This window comes from Paenarthrobacter sp. NyZ202 (assembly GCF_049860755.1).
Lineage (GTDB): Bacteria > Actinomycetota > Actinomycetes > Actinomycetales > Micrococcaceae > Arthrobacter.
Genome location: NZ_CP187556.1, coordinates 806,885 through 825,427 on the forward strand (window position 1 = coordinate 806,885; position 18,543 = coordinate 825,427).

The following is an 18,543-nucleotide window of genomic DNA, read 5'->3' on the forward strand; positions in this document are numbered from 1 at the left end:
GTTGTATAAATAGGGCAGAACCGTACCTGTGAGCCATGGGAATGGGAGGGTCTCCAATTCTTGTGGGCGGAGACGGTGGCGCGGGGTTTGAGCCGCACGCGGAGGGTCAATGCTCCGGCGTGAGCTCAAGAAACTCCAACCAAATGGTCGGGTACAACGTTGAACCTAATGCTAGGGCTGCGGGGAGAGAGCCGTCAAGGAAATCTCCGGGAGTCCGGATTGTGAAGTTATGATCTACGCAATGCCCTGATCGGAGATCCTGCCGGGGATGGAAAGGCCACATGACTACGAACCCGACGCTTCACGATGTAGCGCGGGCAGCGGGCGTTTCCATCAAGACGGTGTCGAACGTCCTGAACGATAACCCCAAGGTGGGAGCTGTCACCCGCGAGCGGGTGCAACGCCTGATGTCGGAGATGGGATACCGTCCCAACCTGTCAGCGCGTGGTCTGCGATCCGGCAAGACCGGGGTGATCGGCCTGGCTGTTCCATCCCTCCGTGAGTCCTACTTCGCCGAACTCGCTGACGCCGTCATCCGCGCAGCCGCCAAGCGCGGGCTCCGGGTCCTGATCGAGCAGACAAACGGTGATCGACAAAAGGAGCTCTCTGTCCTTTCGGGCGGCCAGCTTCGGTTTATCGACGGCCTGCTGTTCAGCCCGGCGGCCCTGGGTCAGCAGGACGTCCATGTCCTGAATACCGCCGATCCTCTGGTCCTTCTCGGCGAACGCATCTTCCATGGCCCCACGGATCACGTAACCATGCACAACACCTCATCTGCCCGGGCCGCCGTTGATCATTTATTGGGCATCGGCCGGACGAGGATTGCCTTGGTGGGCGCCGCGGCCGCTACGGAAGACGACGCTAGTTCAGCGAGCCTAAGGGAGCGAGGGTACGCGCAGGCCTTGGAACAGTACGGCATCAAACCTGATCCGGCCTTGATAATGCGGGGCGGAGTCTGGGGCAGGGAAACGGGTGTGCATGCCGTGGAGCATCTTCTCGCCACCGGCGTCGGTTTCGACGCGATCTTTGCCCTCAACGACACCTTGGCCCTCGGCGCTCTAAGGGCCCTGGCGCAGGCTGGCATACGCATTCCGGACGACGTGGCCCTGATGGGTTTCGACAATCTGGACGAGGGCCGATACTCCCTGCCTTCATTGAGCAGCGTTGATCCGGGCAGGACGGAGATCGCAGAGACAGCCGTTGGACTGCTGGTGGACCGCATCCAAGAAAGCGAGGAGGGATCCGCACCCAAAACGGTCAAAGCCGGATTCAGGATTGTCCGTCGTGAGTCAACGGGCTTCGCCGGCCAGGACGCGGGGCCTGGGCACTAGGAGCCGGGCTGGCACCGCGGACAGAAGTAGATGTCCCTTTCCTCGGTGCCATCAGGGGCGGCAAGGAGGCCGTGCTGCACAGGAGTACCGCACCGCCGGCACGGCTGCCGGGTCCTTCCGTACACCCAGTAGCCGGGACGCATGGCGCGGGGGCCCAAGGTTGACCGCCGTCCCGGACCGAGGTTTTCGCCCAGGAGGCGCTTTGCGTCATTGACGATCTTTGCAAGGTCCGGGACCTGGCCGACCGGTACCGCCGGGTGGATGCCTGACAAAAAGCAGGAGTCACAGCGGTAGATGTTGCCGATCCCGGCAAGCTTGCGCTGGTCCAGCAACGCGTAGCCCACAGGAACCTCGGGTTCGGCCCGGAGCCTCCGCAGGGCTTCTTCCTCATCCCAGTCCGGCCCCAGGAGGTCCGGGCCAAGGTGTCCAACCACCTTGTCTTCCTCTCCGGTGGGTATCACCTCAAGGATGCCAAGCGAGAATCCGACGGCGTCCGCCACGGCGGTCCGCAGCACGCACCGGGCTGTGTGGCCTGGCTTGGTCCAGCGCCCACCGGGGGCGTAGACCATCCAGGCCCCCTCCATCTTCAAATGCGAGTGGATGGTCAGGGCGCGGGGTGTCCGGCTGGCTCCGGGTTCCTTGTCTTCAGGGCCCACAAGGCGCATCAGCAGGTGCTTTCCCCGCGCCACCACCTCGGTCATGGTCCACCCTGCCAGGTTCAGCGTTGCGAAGCGGGGTACGCGGAAGTCCGACGCCGTGATCACCTGGCCGGCCAGCGCCTGGTTCAGTTTGTGGGCGGCCCGCCAAATGGAGTCCCCTTCAGGCACGGATCCGCAATCCCTTCGGCGTAGAGTAAGCTCCCGCAGCGGCAAGGGCCACGGCAACCGGGGTTTCCAGGAGGTCGTGTCCGTTGACCTTTTCCATGAACAGCTTGTCTACGGCGCCCCGCCGGACCACTGCCACCAGCGCCTCTGCGGCGACTGCCAGGGCGGCCTCGTCGTGGCTGAACGTCAGCAACGTCTTCCCGCCGCGTTCTACGTAAAGGACCAGCGCGCCGTCGACCATTACCACCAAGGCGCCGGCCTTCCTGCCCGGACGGTGCCCCGAACCCGCGTCGCCGGCTACTGACGGCCAGGGGAGGGCCGCGCCGTATGGATTGGCGGGGTCGGTGGCGGCCAAGGCCAGCGCCGACGGTTCCGCTGCAGCGATCCGCGCGTCCTCGGTGAAGGACCGCAGCCGGTCAACAGTGGCGGGTACGGCGAACTGGGCAGCACCGAGGTGCTCAATGAAGTATCCGCGGCGGCAGCGTCCGGCTTCCTCAAGCCGTGCGAGCACTTTGTACATAAGGCCAAACCCGCCCAGGATGTTTTCGGCCATCACAGAACCGCGGGTGACCACTCCGTAGCGGTCCAGGAGGAGTTCGGCGGTGCCGCGCGCATGGATGGTCGGGTCCAGTTCCGGCAGGGGCAGCGCTGACCAGCGCCCGACGGCGAGTGGCGGCGTAGGTGCCTGCGCGGCCACGGATCCGTAGCGGCCTCCGGTCAGGCCGGGTGTTCCCAGGAGTCCGGCGCCGTGCCGGCCGAGCCTGCTCATCCGCGGCGCCCGCGCCCGTGGCGCCTTGGCGACCTGGCGGTGTGCCGTTCGTCCGCCCGCGATCATGGCCCGCACCGGGGCGAAGGTGTCTCCTGTGACCCGGCCCGCCCATACGAGATCCCACAGGGCGGAAACCACGGCGTCGTCGCTGAGTACGGAGTCCATGCCGCCGGCGACGTCGGTGAGCTGCCGGAAGAAGTAGCCGCCTCCCGCGCCCAGGTATTCGAGCAGGCGTTGCTGGGCGTCACCGGGTTCGAACTCCGGGGACGGGTTGAGGGTGAGCTCCGCGGAATCAGCCACGTGGAGGCTGATCCATCCGTCGTTTCCCGGCAGGGACCCGGCACCGGACCAGAGAAGTTCGCCCGCTGCCATGAGTTCGTCCAGCATGGCGGGTTTGTAGTCGGCAACGCGGCTCGCGAGGACCAAGGGCTCCCACGCTGACGCCGGAACCGGAACCCCCGATAGCTGATCAACAGCGGTGATGATGCCGTCCAGCCCGCGCAGTGCCTGGCTGCGCGACTTACCGGGAGCAGCGACGTTCTGCCACGCCGGAAGGAAACGGCCATACGCCGCGGCGTCGACCGGCTCCACTTCGGCCCGCAACGCCGCAAGGGAACGGCGCCGGAGCTTTCGCAGGACCTCGGCATCGCACCATTCGCTGGAAGGCGGGGCTTCGAGGGACTCCGTGCCTGCGTCGGGCGTGGTGGCCACAGCGTGCGGCCGGAACTCCCCCTCGACAACACGGCCGTCACCCGCCAACCGTTTCAGGGCCGTAGTGACGACCGCGACGCCCAGTCCCAGCCGGGTGGCCGCTTCTGCGGCCGTGAAAGGCCCATGAGTCCTGGCATACCTCGAGACGAGGTCGCCAAGGGGATCGTTGACCGGTTCGATGAAGGCCAGCGGAACGCCCATGGGCAGGGGGACACCGATGGCGTCGCGCAGACGGGCGGCATCTTCCACCGCAGCGAAACGTTCGACGCCGCCAATGGTCACCTTGAGCGCACGGTTGGCTTTCTGGAGTGCCAGGAGATGCAATTCAGCCTCAGCCGGCGTGGCCGGTGGCGCGCTGATTTGCTCGGATACGTCGTCCGTCCCGGGCGTGGCCAGGTTGTCCGGGCCTTGCAAACGTTCGGCCACTTCCTCCACCGCCAGCGGACCCAGCAACCGCAGCAGGTCCGCAACCCCTTCCATGCCGCGTACGCGCCGATCCGGCACCAGCCGTTGCAGCTCGTGCTCCGTGGTGTCGATAACCTTGGCGTCCAGGAGTTCGCGCAGCTCCACCCGGCCCAGGAGTTCGTTGAGGAGCGTGGAGTCCAACGCAAGGGCGGCGGCACGACGCTCGGCCAGGGGAGAGTCGCCCTCGTAGAGGAACTGCGCCACGTACCCGAACAACAACGACTTGGCGAAGGGAGACGGCTGCTGCGTGGTGGTTTGGACAATGCGCAGTTCCCGGCGCTCAACCGATGCCGCGATGTCCTTCAAAGCAGGGAGGTCGTAGACGTCCTGCAGGCACTCCCGGACTGTTTCGAGCACGATGGGAAAAGCAGGGTACTTCTTGGCGACGTCCAGCAATTGGGCAGAACGCTGGCGCTGCTGCCACAAGGGTTGGCGCTTGGTGGGATTTTGGCGTGGCAAGAGCAGGGCGCGGGCTGCGCATTCCCTGAAACGCGAAGCGAAGAGGGCGCTGCCACCGACCTCGGCGGTGACGATCTGCTCGAGTTCCTCGGGGTCGAAGAGGAAAAGCTCAGCGCCCGGCGGCTCATCCTCCATCATGGGGACGCGCAGGACTATGCCGTCGTCTGCCGCCATCGCCGAACCGTCCAGGCCATAGCGTTGCTGCAGCCTTTGTCCGACTGCCAGGGCCCAGGGAGCGTGGACGGGCATGCCGAACGGGCTGTGCAGCACCACCCGCCAGTCGCCCAGCTCATCATGGAATCGTTCCACTACCAGGGTCCGGTCACTCGGAACGACTTCCGTGGCCTGTTTCTGCTCGTCCAGATACTGCAGCAGGTTACTGGCGGCAAATGCATCCAGGCCGCTTGCCTGGCAGCGTTCCATGGCTGGCTCGGGATCGGCCGCGGAGAGTTCCCGGATGAAGGCGCCGAGGGCGCGGCCCAGATCCACCGGGCGGCCCAGTGAATCACCCTTCCAGAAGGGCAGCTTTCCAGGTTGGCCGAACGCGGGGGATACCAGCACACGGTCGTGGGTGATGTCTTCGATCTTCCAGCTGGTGGCCCCCAGTGCGAAGATGTCTCCCACCCGTGATTCGTAGACCATTTCCTCGTCGAGTTCGCCGACGCGGCGGCCGCCTTTCGCTGCCCGCGCTGAAGCGCCGGAACCGTCACCCTCGCCGGAAGAACCGGTTCCTTCAACTTCAGTACCGATGATGTAGACGCCGAACAGGCCCCGGTCCGGAATGGTTCCGCCCGAGGTCACCGCCAGGCGCTGGGAGCCGGGCCTGCCTTCGATGGTTCCCGCATGCCGGTCCCAGACAATGCGTGGCCGGAGCTCGGCGAACTCATCGGAGGGGTACCGGCCTGCCAACAAGTCCAGGGTCGCCTCGAAAGCCGATCGGGGGAGGCTGGCGAAGGGCGCTGAGCGCCGGACCGTGCTGAACCATTCCTCCACATCGATGCTGCCCAACGCCGTGGCTGCCACCGTCTGCTGGGCGAGGATGTCCAACGGGTTGGCGGGGATGCTGAGCCGCTCGATCTGGCCATTGAGCATGCGCTCCACAGTGACGCTGGTGTGGAGCAGGTCCGCGCGGTGCTTGGGAAAGAGCACGCCCTCGGAGATCTCGCCCACCTGGTGGCCCGCACGGCCCACGCGCTGCAGGCCACTGGCCACCGACGGGGGTGATTCCACCTGGATGACCAAGTCCACGGCACCCATGTCGATGCCAAGCTCCAGCGAAGACGTAGCCACAACGCACCGAAGCCGGCCCGACTTCAAGTCGTCCTCGATCAGCGCACGTTGGTCCTTGGACACGGAGCCGTGATGGGCGCGGGCAAGGACAGGATCAGCGCCTGTGGTGCTTCCGGCCTGGGCCATCATGTGGGCCGGAGTCGCAGTGGAGACGGGTACCTTGGCCGTAGTGGCCGCGCCACCGCCACCAGCATCAGAAGGTGCGGAGGGCGAGGGCCCTGTACCCCGGTTGCCGGCACCTTCGGCTTGGGCAGGCGCCTCCCAAACCGACCCGGCTTCAGCCATCAGCTGGCGTTCCGCGTAGATCTCGTTGAGCCGGGCGGTCAGGCGTTCGGCCAAACGGCGGGAGTTGGCGAACACGATGGTGGATTGCTTGGAGAGGACAAGATCCACGATCTTTTCCTCCACATGGGGCCAGATGGAGGCCTGCGGCTGTAGTCCGGAGGCAGGGCCGGAGTCGAAGGCTCCGGAAGCACCTTGGAGGTCGGACATGTCCTCAACAGGGACCGTGACTGTGAGGTTCCAATTCTTCTTGGACGGCGGAGCGACAATCTCCACCGGAGCCTGCCCTGCCAGGAATTGTGCCACTAGCTCGCGCGGCTGCACCGTGGCCGAGAGGCCAATGCGCTGGGCGGGTTTTGGCAGGAGGGCATCGAGCCGCTCCAAGGACACAGCCAGGTGGGCGCCGCGCTTGGTCCCCGCAACGGCATGGACTTCGTCGATGATCACCGTATCGACTTCGCTGAGTGTCTCCCGTGCCCGGGAGGTCAGCATGAGGAACAGGGATTCCGGAGTGGTGATGAGGATATCCGGAGGGTTGGACAACAGCGAACGGCGGTCCGCCGCCGTCGTATCCCCGGAGCGGACGCCGACCGTCACCAGCGGCGCGGGGAGCCCCAAACGTTTGGCTGTCTGCGTGATTCCGATCAGCGGCGAGCGAAGGTTGCGTTCCACGTCTACGCCGAGGGCCTTCAACGGCGAAATATAGAGGACCCGGGTTTTGGTCTTGGGTTTTTTGGCACGCTTGCCCGGGGCTGCGTCTTCAAGGCCGGGCAGGGTGTCCGTTGGCGAGGAATGCAATCGGTCCAGGGCCCACAGGAAGGCAGCAAGCGTTTTTCCGGAGCCCGTCGGAGCCACCACCAAGGCATGCGAACCGGAGGAAATGGCATTCCACGCGCCATCCTGCGCAGGCGTAGGCACGGAAAATGCGCCGAGGAACCATTCCCTGGTTGCCTGGCTGAAACGGCGGATGGCGCCTGCGGACGCCTGCTGCTCCTGCATTCCTCCATCATGCCCCACGGCCCCGACAGAATAAGCCGGGGCCGCGGGGTCGGCCTCAGACGGCCTGGAAAGCTGTGATGGTCAGGAGTTTGATGCCCGGATTGCTGCAGGCATCGTGCGGTTCTGCGACGAAGAGCGAGGCCGTGTCCTCCGGTGGATAGATACGGAACCCGGCGGCAGGAACCCGCGTGCAGTCCCCGTAGTTGCCGGCCTGCGTGTACTTCAGCTCAGCCCAGGCAGCCTTTCCCGGCGCAAGTTCGATCCGCGTAACAGGCGTGGTGGTTTCGCGGGTGGCGGGCTCCCCGATCGGCTCGCCGTTGGCATCGGCCGTCAGTGAGACACCGGCGAAGCCTTCCAGGACACAGGGGGCCGTGCCGGAGTTGGTCAGAATCAGTTTTTCGTAGATGCTGCCCGCAGCACCGCCGCCGGTGGAGTCTGTTGAGGCCGTCAGCGAAGCCGCTTTGCACAAGGCGGGCCCCGCGGGAGCGGCGGACGTTGCTGAGCCCGTCGCAGAAGGCGAGGGGGAAACCGTGGGCGATGCCGACGTCGTACTTGGCGACTGCGACTGGGTGGGTGAGGCGCTGGTGGTGCCCGAGGGGCTGGGGCTTGGCCCGCAGCCGGCAAGAAGGAGCGCCGTGGTGGCCGCCGTCGTCGTCAGTACAAGTCCGGTTTTGATGCGCTGAGTCCACATGGGCACCAGCCTTGCGGCGGCCGTGGCGCGAGTCAATCGAGCCACGGCGTCCACTACGGAAATGGCGTCCGGATCGTGATGTTCCGGACGCCATCACCGTGACAGACCTACTTGGCGGACTTGGCCGGACGGCTGCGGAAGAATGCCACGCCGCCCAGAACCAGGCCGGCAAGGCCGGCAACCAGACCTGCCCAACCCATGGCCTGGGATCCGTCGTCCCTCACCGACGAGGCCTGTTCCGTGGACACCGTGGCGGCGGCGTGGTGGTCGCCTTCAGCCTCGGCCGCCGTGATGGTCACCGACGGCGCGGGGGACTTCAGGTCGTGCTCATTCTGGCCGTCCTTGGGGATCTCAGCCCAGTCGGTCTGGCCCTGCTCGCACGTCTGGAGGGTGGGGAAGTAGATGGTCTTACCGGCGGCGTCGGGCAGCTTGACCGACAGGACCAGGGCGTCGCGCAGGTGCGGATCCAGCGGTGCCTTGGCCGTGTAGACGATCTGACTGGTGCGCTTGGTGATGCTCGTGCCGTCGTCCAGTTTCTTGGGCTCGGCCAGCGTTTCCGTCACCTTTTCCACCGTCCAGTTGGGGTTGACTGTGGGCTGCGCATCGTTGAGTTCCTCCGGCAGCGTGATGGCAACCTTGGTGGTCCCGAAGGTGTCGCAACCGTGCGGGATGCCGAAGGTCACCAGCGCGTAGGAGTTGGCTGCGGTCTTGTTGGGGTCGGCGCCGACGTGGGCTGATGCTCCGGCAAGGCCGGCCATCATCAGGGCGGCGGTTCCACCCGCGACGGCGGTTGCGGACAGGGTACGGCGGAGGGCGGAGTTCTTCATGGGATTGCCTTTCAAGGTGCGCCAAAGACGGGCGCGGGTACGGGTTTGGAGCCCGTCACCAGGAAGAGGCGGTGCCGGGCGGAATTAAGGAAGTACGACGGCGGCGGGCGGGCCGCGGCGGCTGTCTTGCCTTAGGTTCCGCCAGGGGCGGGGGAGGAAAACGTCAGGTGCGCCGACAGAGACAGGCGTGGCACCGGCGTCGGGCCTGAACAGCAACGACGGCAGCGTGACCAAAGGACGCAACCACGCTGCCAGCTGCCACAGCGCGTCCTCGCCCTTTGCCAGCGCCGCTGCCGAAACGATGGTGGCAACCACGTGTGCCGCGAACATCAGGGCACCCGCTGTGGTGCCCGGTTCGTGGAGGTGGGTTGCCGGGTCCAACGCCGGAGTCAACAATTCAGTGCCGGCATGGTGGCTGCCGGTGCGCACGGTGGTGTCAAGTGGAGCCAAGGCGGTGAAGGCCTCGTGCAGCAAGAGTTGCCCGGTGCCCAGCAGGGCCGCCATGCCCGCGAAGTTCAGTTTGAACCGCGTTGCGAGCGTTGCCGCAAGACCGGTCAGCGTGATAAGTGCCGCGAGTACGGGCGCCGTTGGCAGGGAGCCTCCGCCGAGGACGTGTGCACCGGCCGCCAAAAGGACGATCACCAGCGCCATGGCTACCGACCGCAGGGCATGGAAGGGCGACCGGGGCTGCGATGTCCGCACGGAGTCCTCCCTTGGTTTTGGCCTGGCGTTTTGGCTTGGCTGCGGCTTCGATTCTATCCGGACTTCGTTGCCGGCCCCTCCTTGGATGGGAAGCCGCCTATTGGCCTGCGTTTTCCCGGGAGGTAATGGCGAACGGTGGCGACTGCAACTCAGTAAAGTTCCCAACGCTGGCCCGCACCGTGCATTGGGGCGTGATCTGCAGTGCTGTAACCGTAAGCCCCGAGCTGTCCACCGCCAACGCGCCGCCACAGCCGTCGGCGAAGCGCAGGCCTTTCTCCCCGCCGGTCACAGCCTCGAACATCCGGGACGGTTTGCCGGATGCGGGACTGACATAGAGCGGGTTGAGTTCATCGGCTCCACCAGCCCACACCGGGACCAAGGTGATGTTGAGCGGGCTGGGAGTCACTACACGCGCTGCCGTTCGCACCTCCACGTTCTTCAGGCGTTGCACGGGATAGGCTGTTCCCTTCACGGCAGGATCCTGCAGTGCGGCTGTGGTGGCCGTGGCTCCGGCGCGCAGCCACTCGTCCATTGCCTTCTGGTCCGCGATGTCGGCCGTCACCCTGGCCGTGGCCTGTACGGAGCCCCCGGCGGGAATTTCCAGGCCGGAGAGTTTCCAGCCGCATTCGACATCCAAGCCCGTGACGGAGCCCTGATTCCGGCTGGCCCCGGCGCCATCCCAGACGACGGCGGGGCAAGCATCGCTGTTACCGAAACCCGGGAGGACCTCCAGGAAATCACTTGATAATGGCGCCTTTTGGGCAGCGTAGGTAACCGTCAAACGCACCTGGCGGGAGGACGGTATTGTTTTCGTTGTACTTTTCTTGTTCTGGCGTTCGGGGAGGCAGCCGGATGCGCATCGTATGCGGAAAGGTTCGCGCGTGGGAACATACATTCTCGGAACTGGCATGATCGCGGCGTGTGTCGCTGGGCAGTGGGTCATGGGTCAGGCCGTCCTTACTGCAGGCGGCTACTTCGGAAGTTAGAATTCCTTTCCGTTCTGTCGTGGGGTGAGTGTCGAAGTCTTAGGTGGAGTTGGCGACCTTCAACCTGGGATCGCTTTCCGGCTTTTTCGCTGGGTGCGTTGCTGAGGCATGGGCAGTGCTGCCCATGCCCACTACCCGAGCGCACGGGTTAGCATGGACCGAAATTCTCCATCGAAAGGATTTACCGTGCGCAAATCAACCCGACGCGTCAGTCTGGCGCTCACATCAGTGGCGGCCAGCCTTGTCCTCGGAGGCACGCTCAGCGTCGCCGCTCCGGCACCGGCTGAGGCGGCTGGACGCTGCGTCGATTACAACTACAGCTACGGCGGCTACTCCAGTTGCGTAGGCAACATTCAGATCCTGCTCAACGCCTTCCGGACGCGCGTAGGATCGCCGTACGGAACTCTGGCTGTCGACAACTCCTTCGGACCTGCTACACGCAACGCTGTGATCGGATTCCAGCGCTACTGGGGCCTGCAGGCTGACGGTATCGTCGGCCCACGGACGTGGAACATTCTTTGCGCTCCTCAGATGGGGCCCGGCCCGGTCAGCTGGTACCCGTATTCGACTGCCCGTGCATCGGGCTGCAACATCTGAGCGAAGCAAAAGGCCCCGGTTCCCTTATAAACAACGGGAACCGGGGCCTTTCTACATGGCGGTGACGGTGGGATTTGAACCCACGTTGGCTTTTACACCAAACAACATTTCGAGTGTTGCACCTTCGGCCGCTCGGACACGTCACCAACTGAAATAGGGTACCGGAGATGGGCGCGGTTCCCCAAAACGAGGCATCACGTAGGTGCGGAAACCAGTGCCAACTTCCGTCCGGAGCACCCCAACGATAGATTCATAAGTATCATGACGATCTCTCAAGAACAGGGCGCCCAGGAGCCCATTAGGGCCGAGGCGTATTGGGTCACCGAGTCCGGCCAGGGTGAGCTGCGCTCCGAAGACCTTCCTGCCTTGGAAAACAAAGAAGCCCTGGTCAGGACGCTCTACTCCGGGGTCAGCCGGGGTACCGAACGCGTTGTCCACGAAGGGCGTGTCCCTGAACGCGTCGCAGACCTCATGCAGGCGCCGCACCAGAAGGGGGAATTCCCAGGGCCGGTCAAGTACGGCTACCTGAACGTTGGCGTCGTGGAACAAGGGCCGCAGGAGTGGCTGGGTAAAACGGTTTTCAGCCTGCACCCACACCAGGACTACTACGTGGTCCCAACGTGCCAACTCACCCAGATTCCAGAGGATGTTCCTGCCAAGCGCGCCGTCCTCACCGGCATCGTCGAGGTGGCAGTCAACGCGCTCTGGGAAGCCGGGCCGCGCCTGGGTGACCGGGTCGCCGTCGTCGGTGGTGGCTTGGTGGGTGGCGCCTTGGCGACGCTCCTGCGGAAGTACCCGCTGGGTCGCCTGCAGCTTGTGGACGCTGATCCGGAGAAGGAAAAGCTCGCCCAAACACTCGGCATCGACTTTGCCCTCCCGGAAAACGCCAAGGATGACTGCGACATCGTTTTCCATTGCTCAGCCTCCAACGAAGGCCTCAAACTGAGCCTCCAGCTGGCTGGGGACGACTCGGACATCATCGAGCTCTCGTGGTTCGCGGACAAGGAAGTAACCCTGCCGCTCGGGGAGGACTTCCACGCCCGCCGGCTGAACATCCGCTCCAGCCAAGTGGGCGCCGTCGCCCTCCCCAGAAGGCACCGGCGCAGCAACGCCCAACGCCTGGAAACGGCTGCGGCTGCCCTGAAGGATCCATTGTTCGACACGTTCCTCACCAGTGAGTGCCTGTTCCGGAACCTGCCCGACACCCTTGTTAAGTTGTTCGAACGGCCCGGTGGTTTTTGCCACCTGGTCGCCTATCCCAAGCCGGAGGAATAAGACATGTTCAGCCTGACCGTCCGACGCCATTTCATGATCGCCCACAGCCTTCCCCGCGAAGCCTTCGGCCCGGCCCAAGGACTGCACGGGGCAACTTTTGTCGCGGAAGTCAGCTTCCGCCGTCGTGATCTTAACGATGACGCGATCGTCCTGGACATCGGCGCCGCCGGAGGCATCCTTGAGGACGTGCTGGAGGACCTGAACTACAAGAACCTGGACGAGCACCCGGCCTTCAAGGGCAAGCTCTCCACCACCGAGGCACTCGCCAAGCACATCGCCGAGGCTGTAGCGGGACAGATCACCGACACCGCCGATGGTAAAGCGCTCGTGGGCATCGACGTCGTCCTCCGCGAAAACCCCGACGCCTGGGCCGGTTACTCACTGGAGCTTCCGGCCAAGTAAGTGGACATCCGCTTCATCGTCCCCGGCAACGTCCGCCACGGCTCGGGCGGCAACAAGTACAACGCGGCACTCGCTGAGCAATTGGCGGCCTTGGGCGCCGAAGTTGAGACAGTAACCGTCGACGGCGATTGGCCCGTGGGCAGCCCGGCGGACCGGCAGCGGTTCGCGGACGCGCTCGACGGCGGAACCACGGTGATTGCCGATGGTTTGGTTGCGAGCGGGGCGCCGGAGGAGGTGGCGGCCGCCGTTGGTGGCGGAGCGAAGGTGTGGATACTCTCGCATATGCCGCTGGCGGATCACCCACTGCTGGAGGGTAATGCGCTGGCCGCGGTTACGGGCGTGGTCTGCCCGAGCAACCACGCGGCCGCGGAATTGCAAGCCAAGCACGGCCCACTCAACGTTGTGGTGGCCCGGCCCGGAGCTGAGCCTGCGGACATGGCCGTCGGTTCGGAGCCCCCGCGCATCGTGGCTGTTGCTGCCCTGCTGCCGAATAAGCAGCAGACCTTGCTCGTGGAAGCGCTGAGCCAACTAGGCGACTTGTCATGGAGTGCCGCGCTTATTGGCTCGCCCGATGCAGACCCGGCGTACGCCGCAAAGGTGCGTGCCGCCGTCGAACATTACGGACTGGAACGCCGCATCACCCTTACGGGCGAACTCAGCGGCCAGGACCTTGCGGAACAGTGGCACGCCGCCGACCTCAGCCTCCTTATCTCGAAGTCGGAGGCGTTCGGAATGGTCGTGGTCGAGTCGCTGGCTCATGGGGTACCCGTCATCGTGCGGGAGGGGACCGGGGCCGTGGAAGCGCTGGGAAGCAGCGGCGCTGGGCGGACCGTGGCCGTCGAAGGGCCCAGCGACCTGGCAAACGCCCTCCGCGCCTGGCTCACCGACCCTGCGACCCGGGAGTCCTGGCGCCGGGCAGCCGTCTACGCCCGAAACGATCTCCCGGGCTGGGAGCACACGGCGGCGACAGTGCTGGCAGCCCTCGCTCGTCCGCCGAGATGACAGTTAATGGCAATCCCGCGGCGTCGGATTGCCATTAACTGCCATCTCGCGGGGGGGTAGAGCGGTGCGCGGCGAAGAAGCCCCTCAGCAGCGCAGCGCATTCGTCCTCGCGCACGCCCGCATAGACCTCTACCCAGTGGTTGAGGCGGCGCTCGCGAAGGATATCGAACACGGAACCAACGGCTCCGGCTTTCTCGTCCCACGCACCGAACACGACGCGTGGGATCCGGGCCAGGACGATCGCCCCGGCACACATGGCGCACGGTTCCAAGGTGACGACCAGGGTGCAGTCTTCCAGGCGCCACCCGTCCCCGCCTTCGCCCAGCTCCAGCGCATGCCGTTGCAGGGCAGCGGCGGCCTGCCGAATGGCGACGATCTCGGCGTGCGCGGTCGGGTCGCCGTGCGCTTCCCGTTCGTTGCGCCCCGAACCCAGCACGCCGCCGTCGGGCCCTAAAACCACCGCCCCAATGGGCACGTCGTCCGTTTCCAACGCCAGCCGGGCCTCATCCAGGGCAAGGCCCATCCAAGCACTGTGTTCTGCGTGATACGGCTCGGTAGGGCTCATGTCTCAATGATAGTTTTGGGGGATGCGCACACTCGTCGTGGACCACCCGCTGGTCGCTCACAAGCTCACCGTACTGCGGGACAAGAACACCCCTTCACCGGTCTTCCGGCAACTTACTGAAGAACTCGTCACTTTGCTGGCCTACGAGGCCACCCGCGAGGTCAAGACACAGCCCGTGGAAATCGAGACCCCGGTCACCAAGACCATCGGTACGGCTTTCACCAAGCCCACGCCCTTGGTGGTCCCGATCCTCCGTGCCGGCCTGGGCATGCTTGAGGGTATGACCAAGTTGGTTCCCACCGCCGAGGTTGGCTTCCTGGGCATGGCCCGTGACGAGGAAACCCTGGACATCATCACCTACGCCGAACGCCTCCCCGAGGACCTGACCGGCCGACAGGTGTTCGTCCTGGATCCGATGCTCGCTACCGGTGGCACGCTGCGCGAAGCCATCAAATTCCTGTTCAAGCGCGGGGCCTCCGACGTCACCTGCATTTGTCTGCTGGCCGCTCCGGAGGGCCTGTCCAAGCTCGAAGAGGAACTGGCAGACAAGAACGTGAAGATCGTGCTTGCCTCGATCGATGAGAAGCTCAACGAGAAGTCCTACATCGTCCCGGGTCTCGGCGACGCGGGCGACCGCCTCTACGGCATCGCGGGCTAACGGCGCCACCCCTACCGCTTTCCACCCTGCCCCGTTAGCCTGTGGCGCATGGACTGGAAACTTGAACTGGTGTTTGTCCCTGTGTCCGACGTCGATCGCGCGAAGGATTTCTACGTCAACAAAGTCGGTTTCAACGCCGATTTCGATGAGCGTCCCACCGACGGCATCCGCTTTGTCCAACTCACCCCGCCCGGATCGGCCTGCTCCATCGCCATCGGAGAAGGCCTCACTGACGCCCCTCCAGGCTCCGCACCGAATCTGCAAGTTGTGGTGGCCGACATCAACAAGGCACATGCGCAGCTCAAGGAAAACGGTGTGGATGTCAGCGACATCGACATCCAGGACTGGGGACACTTTGTCTATTTCGCCGATCCCGACGGCAACAGGTGGGCGGTCCAGTACTTACCCCAGCGCCCGAACGGCTGAGCCGACGCCAAGCACCGCAAGCCCGCTGTGCGGCAGGATGGACGTATGAGCCTTCCTGCCGCGCAGCCATCACATTCACAACAGAGCCTTGCCGTCCGCGCAGTCCTCTTCGACATGGACGGAACACTGGTTGATTCCACGGCAATCGTGGAGCAGGTCTGGCTTGAATTCGCGGAGCGTTACCGGCTGGATTACAACGAGATTCTGCGGACGTCCCATGGCGTCCAGGCCGGTGACACCATCAGACGCTACGCACCGGAAGGGGCCGACGTCGTGGCCCTCACAGCGGAATTGGGCGAGATGGAACGCAACCGCACGGACGGCATCATTGCCCTGCCCGGCGCCGAGACCCTCCTGAAAGCCCTGCCAGACGACGCGATCGCCCTGGTGACGTCCGCCGATCGGGTACTGGCCGACATCCGCATGCAGGCCGCCGGGCTGACCATGCCCACGACGGCGGTGACCGCCGAGGCTGTCACGCGCGGCAACCGCACCCGGAGGGATACCTCAAAGCCGCGGAGCTGCTGGGCGCGGAACCGGCCGACGTCGTGGTTTTCGAAGACGCGCCCGCAGGCATTGCCGCAGCCCGCGCAGCAGGCATGCGGACGGTCGTGGTTGGTGATGCCGGCGGGGCGCTGGAGCCCGGAATGTGGCGGATTCCCAACTACTCGGCGGTGACGGTCAAGGCCGTCAAGGACATCGACGGCGGACACCTGATCACCCTGACGCTATAGCTCTGTTCCAATCGGGGCGTCCGGCGTAGGCTGTGCCCATGTCTGCGTTGCCGGAGGCGTACGATGCAGCACTGGAGCGGGCGGTTGCGCACGCCAAGCAGTGGCTGGCATCAGTGCCCACGCGTTCAGTCCGCCCCACCATGGATGCCGACCAGGTTGCGGCCAAGCTTGGTTCCCCGCTCCCGGAGGGCCCCACCGACCCGGCAGCGGTGATCGATGAGCTCGTTGCGGTGGCGGAGCCGGGCCTGATGGCCATGCAGTCCGGCAGGTTCTTCGGCTGGGTGATTGGCGGGACCCTACCGGCAGCCCTCGCAGCCGACTGGATGGTCAGCGCATGGGACCAAAACACCGGACTGCGGTTCGCGACGCCGTCTGCTGCGGCCATTGAGGAGTCTGCGGCGGCCTGGTTGCTGGACTTGCTGCACCTTCCGGAAAACTCCGACGTCGGCTTCACCACCGGGGCGACGATGGCCAACTTCGTGGGGCTGGCAGCAGGGCGCCAGTACGTGTTGGAGCAGGCGGGGTGGGACCTGGCCACTTTGGGGCTCGCAGGAGGACCGCGCGTCACGGTGTTTGTTGGCCGGGAACGGCACGAGGTCATCGACCTGGTGGTCCGTTATCTTGGCTTGGGAAACTGCACGCCGGTGGACGTGGATGACCAGGGACGCATCATCCCGGAGGCATTGGCAGCCGCCATGGACGGGCAGCCAGGCCCGGCGATCGTGTGCTTGCAAGCGGGAAACATCCATTCAGGTGCCTTCGACCCCGTCCAGGAGGCGGTGCGCTTGGCCCACGGGAAAGGCGCCTGGGTCCACGTTGACGGTGCCTTCGGATTGTGGGCGGCAGTCAGCCCGGAGCTGGGCAAGTACCTGCCGGGGCTGGAAACCGCGGATTCCTGGGCTACCGATGCTCACAAGACCTTGAATGTCCCCTACGATTCAGGCCTGGCCATCGTGTCCCGGCCGGATGTCATGCGCCGGACTTTCGGTGTACATGCCAGCTACCTGCCCGCAGATGACCACGGCCCCGGCGACCCGCACGAGAAAGTGCCGGAGCTTTCCCGCCGTGCCAGGGGCATCCCGGTGTGGGCTGCACTCCGCTCGTTGGGGCGGTCCGGGACGATCGCAATGGTGGAGAAGCTGGCGGCAAACGCCAGGGCCTTGGCCGAGGGGCTGTCTGCAATCCCCGGGGTCGAGATCCTGAACGACGTGGTGTTCACCCAGGTGTCGGTCAGTTTCGGCAGCGATGAACGTACCCGCCGGGTCACGCAGAGAGTCATGGCCGAAGGGGTGGTGTGGATGTCCGGTTCGGTGTGGCATGGCCGTGACATCCTGCGCATCTCCGTGAGCAACTGGTCCACGGATGCGGACGATGTCGCCGCATCCGTCGCTGCCGTCAGACGCGCTGCGGAGGCTGAAGCCTAGCTGCCGGGGCATAAACCTGCCGGGCACAGATTCAGGGGATGAAAAAGCGCCGGTCCGCACCGTTCGTTTTAGAAGGAATGGTGCGGACCGGCGCTCTGGCTCAGGCCTGGCTTAGTACCAGTTGTTGGCCAAGTGGAAGGCGAGGGCTGCGGAAGGCGAGCCGTAGCGTTCCTTGATGTAGTTCAGGCCCCACTTGATCTGGGTCTGGTAGTTGGTCTGCCAGTCGGCGCCCGCAGTGGCCATCTTGCTTGCCGGCAGTGACTGGACGATCCCATAGGCGCCACTGGAAGGGTTGGTGGCCGTGGTTCGCCAGTTCGATTCCTTCTCCCAGAGCGTGTTCAGGGCGACCATCTCGCCGGCGCCCCAACCGTAGTTTGCCAGGATGCTGGCAGCGTAGGCTTTTGCGGCGGCGGGGTCGTCGATGGCCTTGGGAGCGGCAGCTGCGGCGGCTTTCTCGGCGGCTGCGGCATCGGTGGCCTGCTTGGCCGCAGCATCAGCGGCGGCTTTCTCGGCTGCGGCCTGGGCAGCAGCGGCCTGCTCCGCAGCAGCTTTTTCAGCCGCGGCCTTGTCGGCGGCGGCCTTCTCTGCGGCAGCCTGTTCGGCAGCGGCCTTGTCTGCGGCTGCACGGTCAGCTGCGCCCCGGGCGGCAGCAGCGTCCATCGAAGCAGCGATCTCGGCAGCCTTGTTGGTGCTGACCTGGGCGTTGGCCTGGGTTTCGGCGGCCTGGCTCAGTTCCGGGAGGTTGAAGGCAGCGTTTGCGGCGGTGCCCAGGGATGCAACGCCCAGCGCGGCAGCCACGACGCCGGCTACTACGGACATGCGCTGACCGGTCTTGCCACGGCGGGCAGCGTCCTTCAGGACAGCCTGCGATTTGGTCAGCGGAGCGTTGTGATCGTCACGGTGACGCGCGGAAGGGCGCGTCTGATCGTTCAATTCAGACATGTGTGATTACCTCTCAGCGCCTGCGGAGTTAGCTGTCGGGTTCGGATGAGGTCATCCGGCCGCGCGTGCAGCAGCGGCTTCACCCCAAGGGCCGGCAATCTATGCACGGGCCCGGAGACTCTGGGTCCCCCGTCTCTGCCTTTGGGTGAGAACGGAACTCCGGGAAGTGGCAGAGCTCGGCG

Annotated in this window: 16 protein-coding genes, 1 tRNA gene, 1 pseudogene and 1 riboswitch; of the genes and pseudogenes, 9 read left to right on the top strand and 9 right to left on the bottom strand. The window is 65.2% G+C overall.

All coding sequences use genetic code 11. The features are described from left to right. Positions 1-281: 281 nt before the first annotated feature. The gene (locus ACPFL9_RS03930) at positions 282-1,331 is read left to right on the top strand and encodes a LacI family DNA-binding transcriptional regulator (protein WP_426005971.1); all 1,050 of its coding nucleotides are present in this window, start codon (positions 282-284) and stop codon (positions 1,329-1,331) included. On the opposite strand, the gene ACPFL9_RS03935 is transcribed toward ACPFL9_RS03930, so the two are convergent. From ACPFL9_RS03935 to ACPFL9_RS03960, 6 genes are all read right to left on the bottom strand, one after another. Continuing rightward, entirely contained in the window at positions 1,328-2,158 is an 831-nt protein-coding gene (locus ACPFL9_RS03935; RefSeq protein ID WP_426005972.1) for a DNA-formamidopyrimidine glycosylase family protein, read from the bottom strand. The genes ACPFL9_RS03930 and ACPFL9_RS03935 overlap by 4 nt on opposite strands. Then, complete coding sequence (locus ACPFL9_RS03940; RefSeq protein ID WP_426005974.1) at positions 2,151-7,130, bottom strand: Lhr family ATP-dependent helicase; 4,980 nt, start codon at positions 7,128-7,130, stop codon at positions 2,151-2,153. Before ACPFL9_RS03940 ends, ACPFL9_RS03935 begins: the two co-directional genes overlap by 8 nt. A gap of 55 nt (positions 7,131-7,185) precedes the next feature. Continuing rightward, positions 7,186-7,821: a DUF4232 domain-containing protein gene (locus ACPFL9_RS03945; RefSeq protein ID WP_426005975.1), complete on the bottom strand. Its 636-nt coding sequence runs from the start codon at positions 7,819-7,821 to the stop codon at positions 7,186-7,188. A 107-nt stretch (positions 7,822-7,928) separates the two neighbouring features. Further along, positions 7,929-8,648 carry a YcnI family protein gene (locus tag ACPFL9_RS03950; protein WP_426005977.1) on the bottom strand — a complete coding sequence of 240 codons (720 nt, stop codon included), beginning with the start codon at positions 8,646-8,648 and terminating at the stop codon, positions 7,929-7,931. Positions 8,649-8,732: 84 nt separating this feature from the next. After that, complete coding sequence (locus ACPFL9_RS03955; protein ID WP_426005978.1) at positions 8,733-9,350, bottom strand: hypothetical protein; 618 nt, start codon at positions 9,348-9,350, stop codon at positions 8,733-8,735. A gap of 97 nt (positions 9,351-9,447) precedes the next feature. Further along, the gene (locus tag ACPFL9_RS03960; protein ID WP_426005979.1) at positions 9,448-10,131 is read right to left on the bottom strand and encodes a hypothetical protein; all 684 of its coding nucleotides are present in this window, start codon (positions 10,129-10,131) and stop codon (positions 9,448-9,450) included. A 391-nt stretch (positions 10,132-10,522) separates the two neighbouring features. Here ACPFL9_RS03960 and ACPFL9_RS03965 point away from each other — a divergent pair, with 391 nt between their 5' ends. Continuing rightward, positions 10,523-10,933, top strand: a complete 411-nt coding sequence (locus ACPFL9_RS03965; RefSeq protein WP_426005981.1) for a peptidoglycan-binding domain-containing protein — start codon at positions 10,523-10,525, stop codon at positions 10,931-10,933. A 56-nt stretch (positions 10,934-10,989) separates the two neighbouring features. Here ACPFL9_RS03965 and ACPFL9_RS03970 read toward each other — a convergent pair. Next, positions 10,990-11,079: transfer RNA gene (locus ACPFL9_RS03970), tRNA-Ser, on the bottom strand. Between the two features lie 115 nt (positions 11,080-11,194). Here ACPFL9_RS03970 and ACPFL9_RS03975 point away from each other — a divergent pair. From ACPFL9_RS03975 to ACPFL9_RS03985, 3 genes are read left to right on the top strand one after another with little or no spacing between them, the layout of a single operon-like run. Next, positions 11,195-12,208, top strand: coding sequence for a zinc-dependent alcohol dehydrogenase (locus tag ACPFL9_RS03975; RefSeq protein WP_426005983.1), 1,014 nt, complete (start codon positions 11,195-11,197; stop codon positions 12,206-12,208). 3 nt (positions 12,209-12,211) lie between these two features. Continuing rightward, positions 12,212-12,610, top strand: coding sequence for a 6-pyruvoyl trahydropterin synthase family protein (locus ACPFL9_RS03980; protein ID WP_426005984.1), 399 nt, complete (start codon positions 12,212-12,214; stop codon positions 12,608-12,610). Continuing rightward, a complete protein-coding gene (locus ACPFL9_RS03985; protein ID WP_426005986.1) occupies positions 12,611-13,612 on the top strand; it encodes a glycosyltransferase family 4 protein in 1,002 nt (333 codons plus the stop codon). Positions 13,613-13,646: 34 nt separating this feature from the next. On the opposite strand, the gene ACPFL9_RS03990 is transcribed toward ACPFL9_RS03985, so the two are convergent. Next, positions 13,647-14,177, bottom strand: a complete 531-nt coding sequence (locus ACPFL9_RS03990; protein ID WP_426005987.1) for a nucleoside deaminase — start codon at positions 14,175-14,177, stop codon at positions 13,647-13,649. A 22-nt stretch (positions 14,178-14,199) separates the two neighbouring features. On the opposite strand from ACPFL9_RS03990, the gene upp reads away from it, so the two are divergent. The 4 genes and pseudogenes from upp (at position 14,200) to ACPFL9_RS04010 (ending at position 17,419) form a co-directional block, all read left to right on the top strand. Beyond that, on the top strand, positions 14,200-14,835 hold the full coding sequence (gene upp / locus ACPFL9_RS03995) for a uracil phosphoribosyltransferase (RefSeq protein WP_400335806.1): 636 nt from the start codon (positions 14,200-14,202) through the stop codon (positions 14,833-14,835). A gap of 48 nt (positions 14,836-14,883) precedes the next feature. Then, positions 14,884-15,261 carry a glyoxalase superfamily protein gene (locus ACPFL9_RS04000; protein ID WP_426005988.1) on the top strand — a complete coding sequence of 126 codons (378 nt, stop codon included), beginning with the start codon at positions 14,884-14,886 and terminating at the stop codon, positions 15,259-15,261. Positions 15,262-15,306: 45 nt separating this feature from the next. Further along, a pseudogene (locus ACPFL9_RS04005) lies at positions 15,307-15,995 on the top strand (HAD-IA family hydrolase). Positions 15,996-16,033: 38 nt separating this feature from the next. Further along, complete coding sequence (locus ACPFL9_RS04010) at positions 16,034-17,419, top strand: pyridoxal phosphate-dependent decarboxylase family protein (protein WP_426005989.1); 1,386 nt, start codon at positions 16,034-16,036, stop codon at positions 17,417-17,419. A 111-nt stretch (positions 17,420-17,530) separates the two neighbouring features. Here ACPFL9_RS04010 and ACPFL9_RS04015 read toward each other — a convergent pair whose 3' ends face one another. Next, complete coding sequence (locus tag ACPFL9_RS04015) at positions 17,531-18,361, bottom strand: hypothetical protein (RefSeq protein WP_426005990.1); 831 nt, start codon at positions 18,359-18,361, stop codon at positions 17,531-17,533. 5 nt (positions 18,362-18,366) lie between these two features. Further along, positions 18,367-18,528: riboswitch (cyclic di-AMP (ydaO/yuaA leader) on the bottom strand. Positions 18,529-18,543 lie beyond the last annotated feature (15 nt).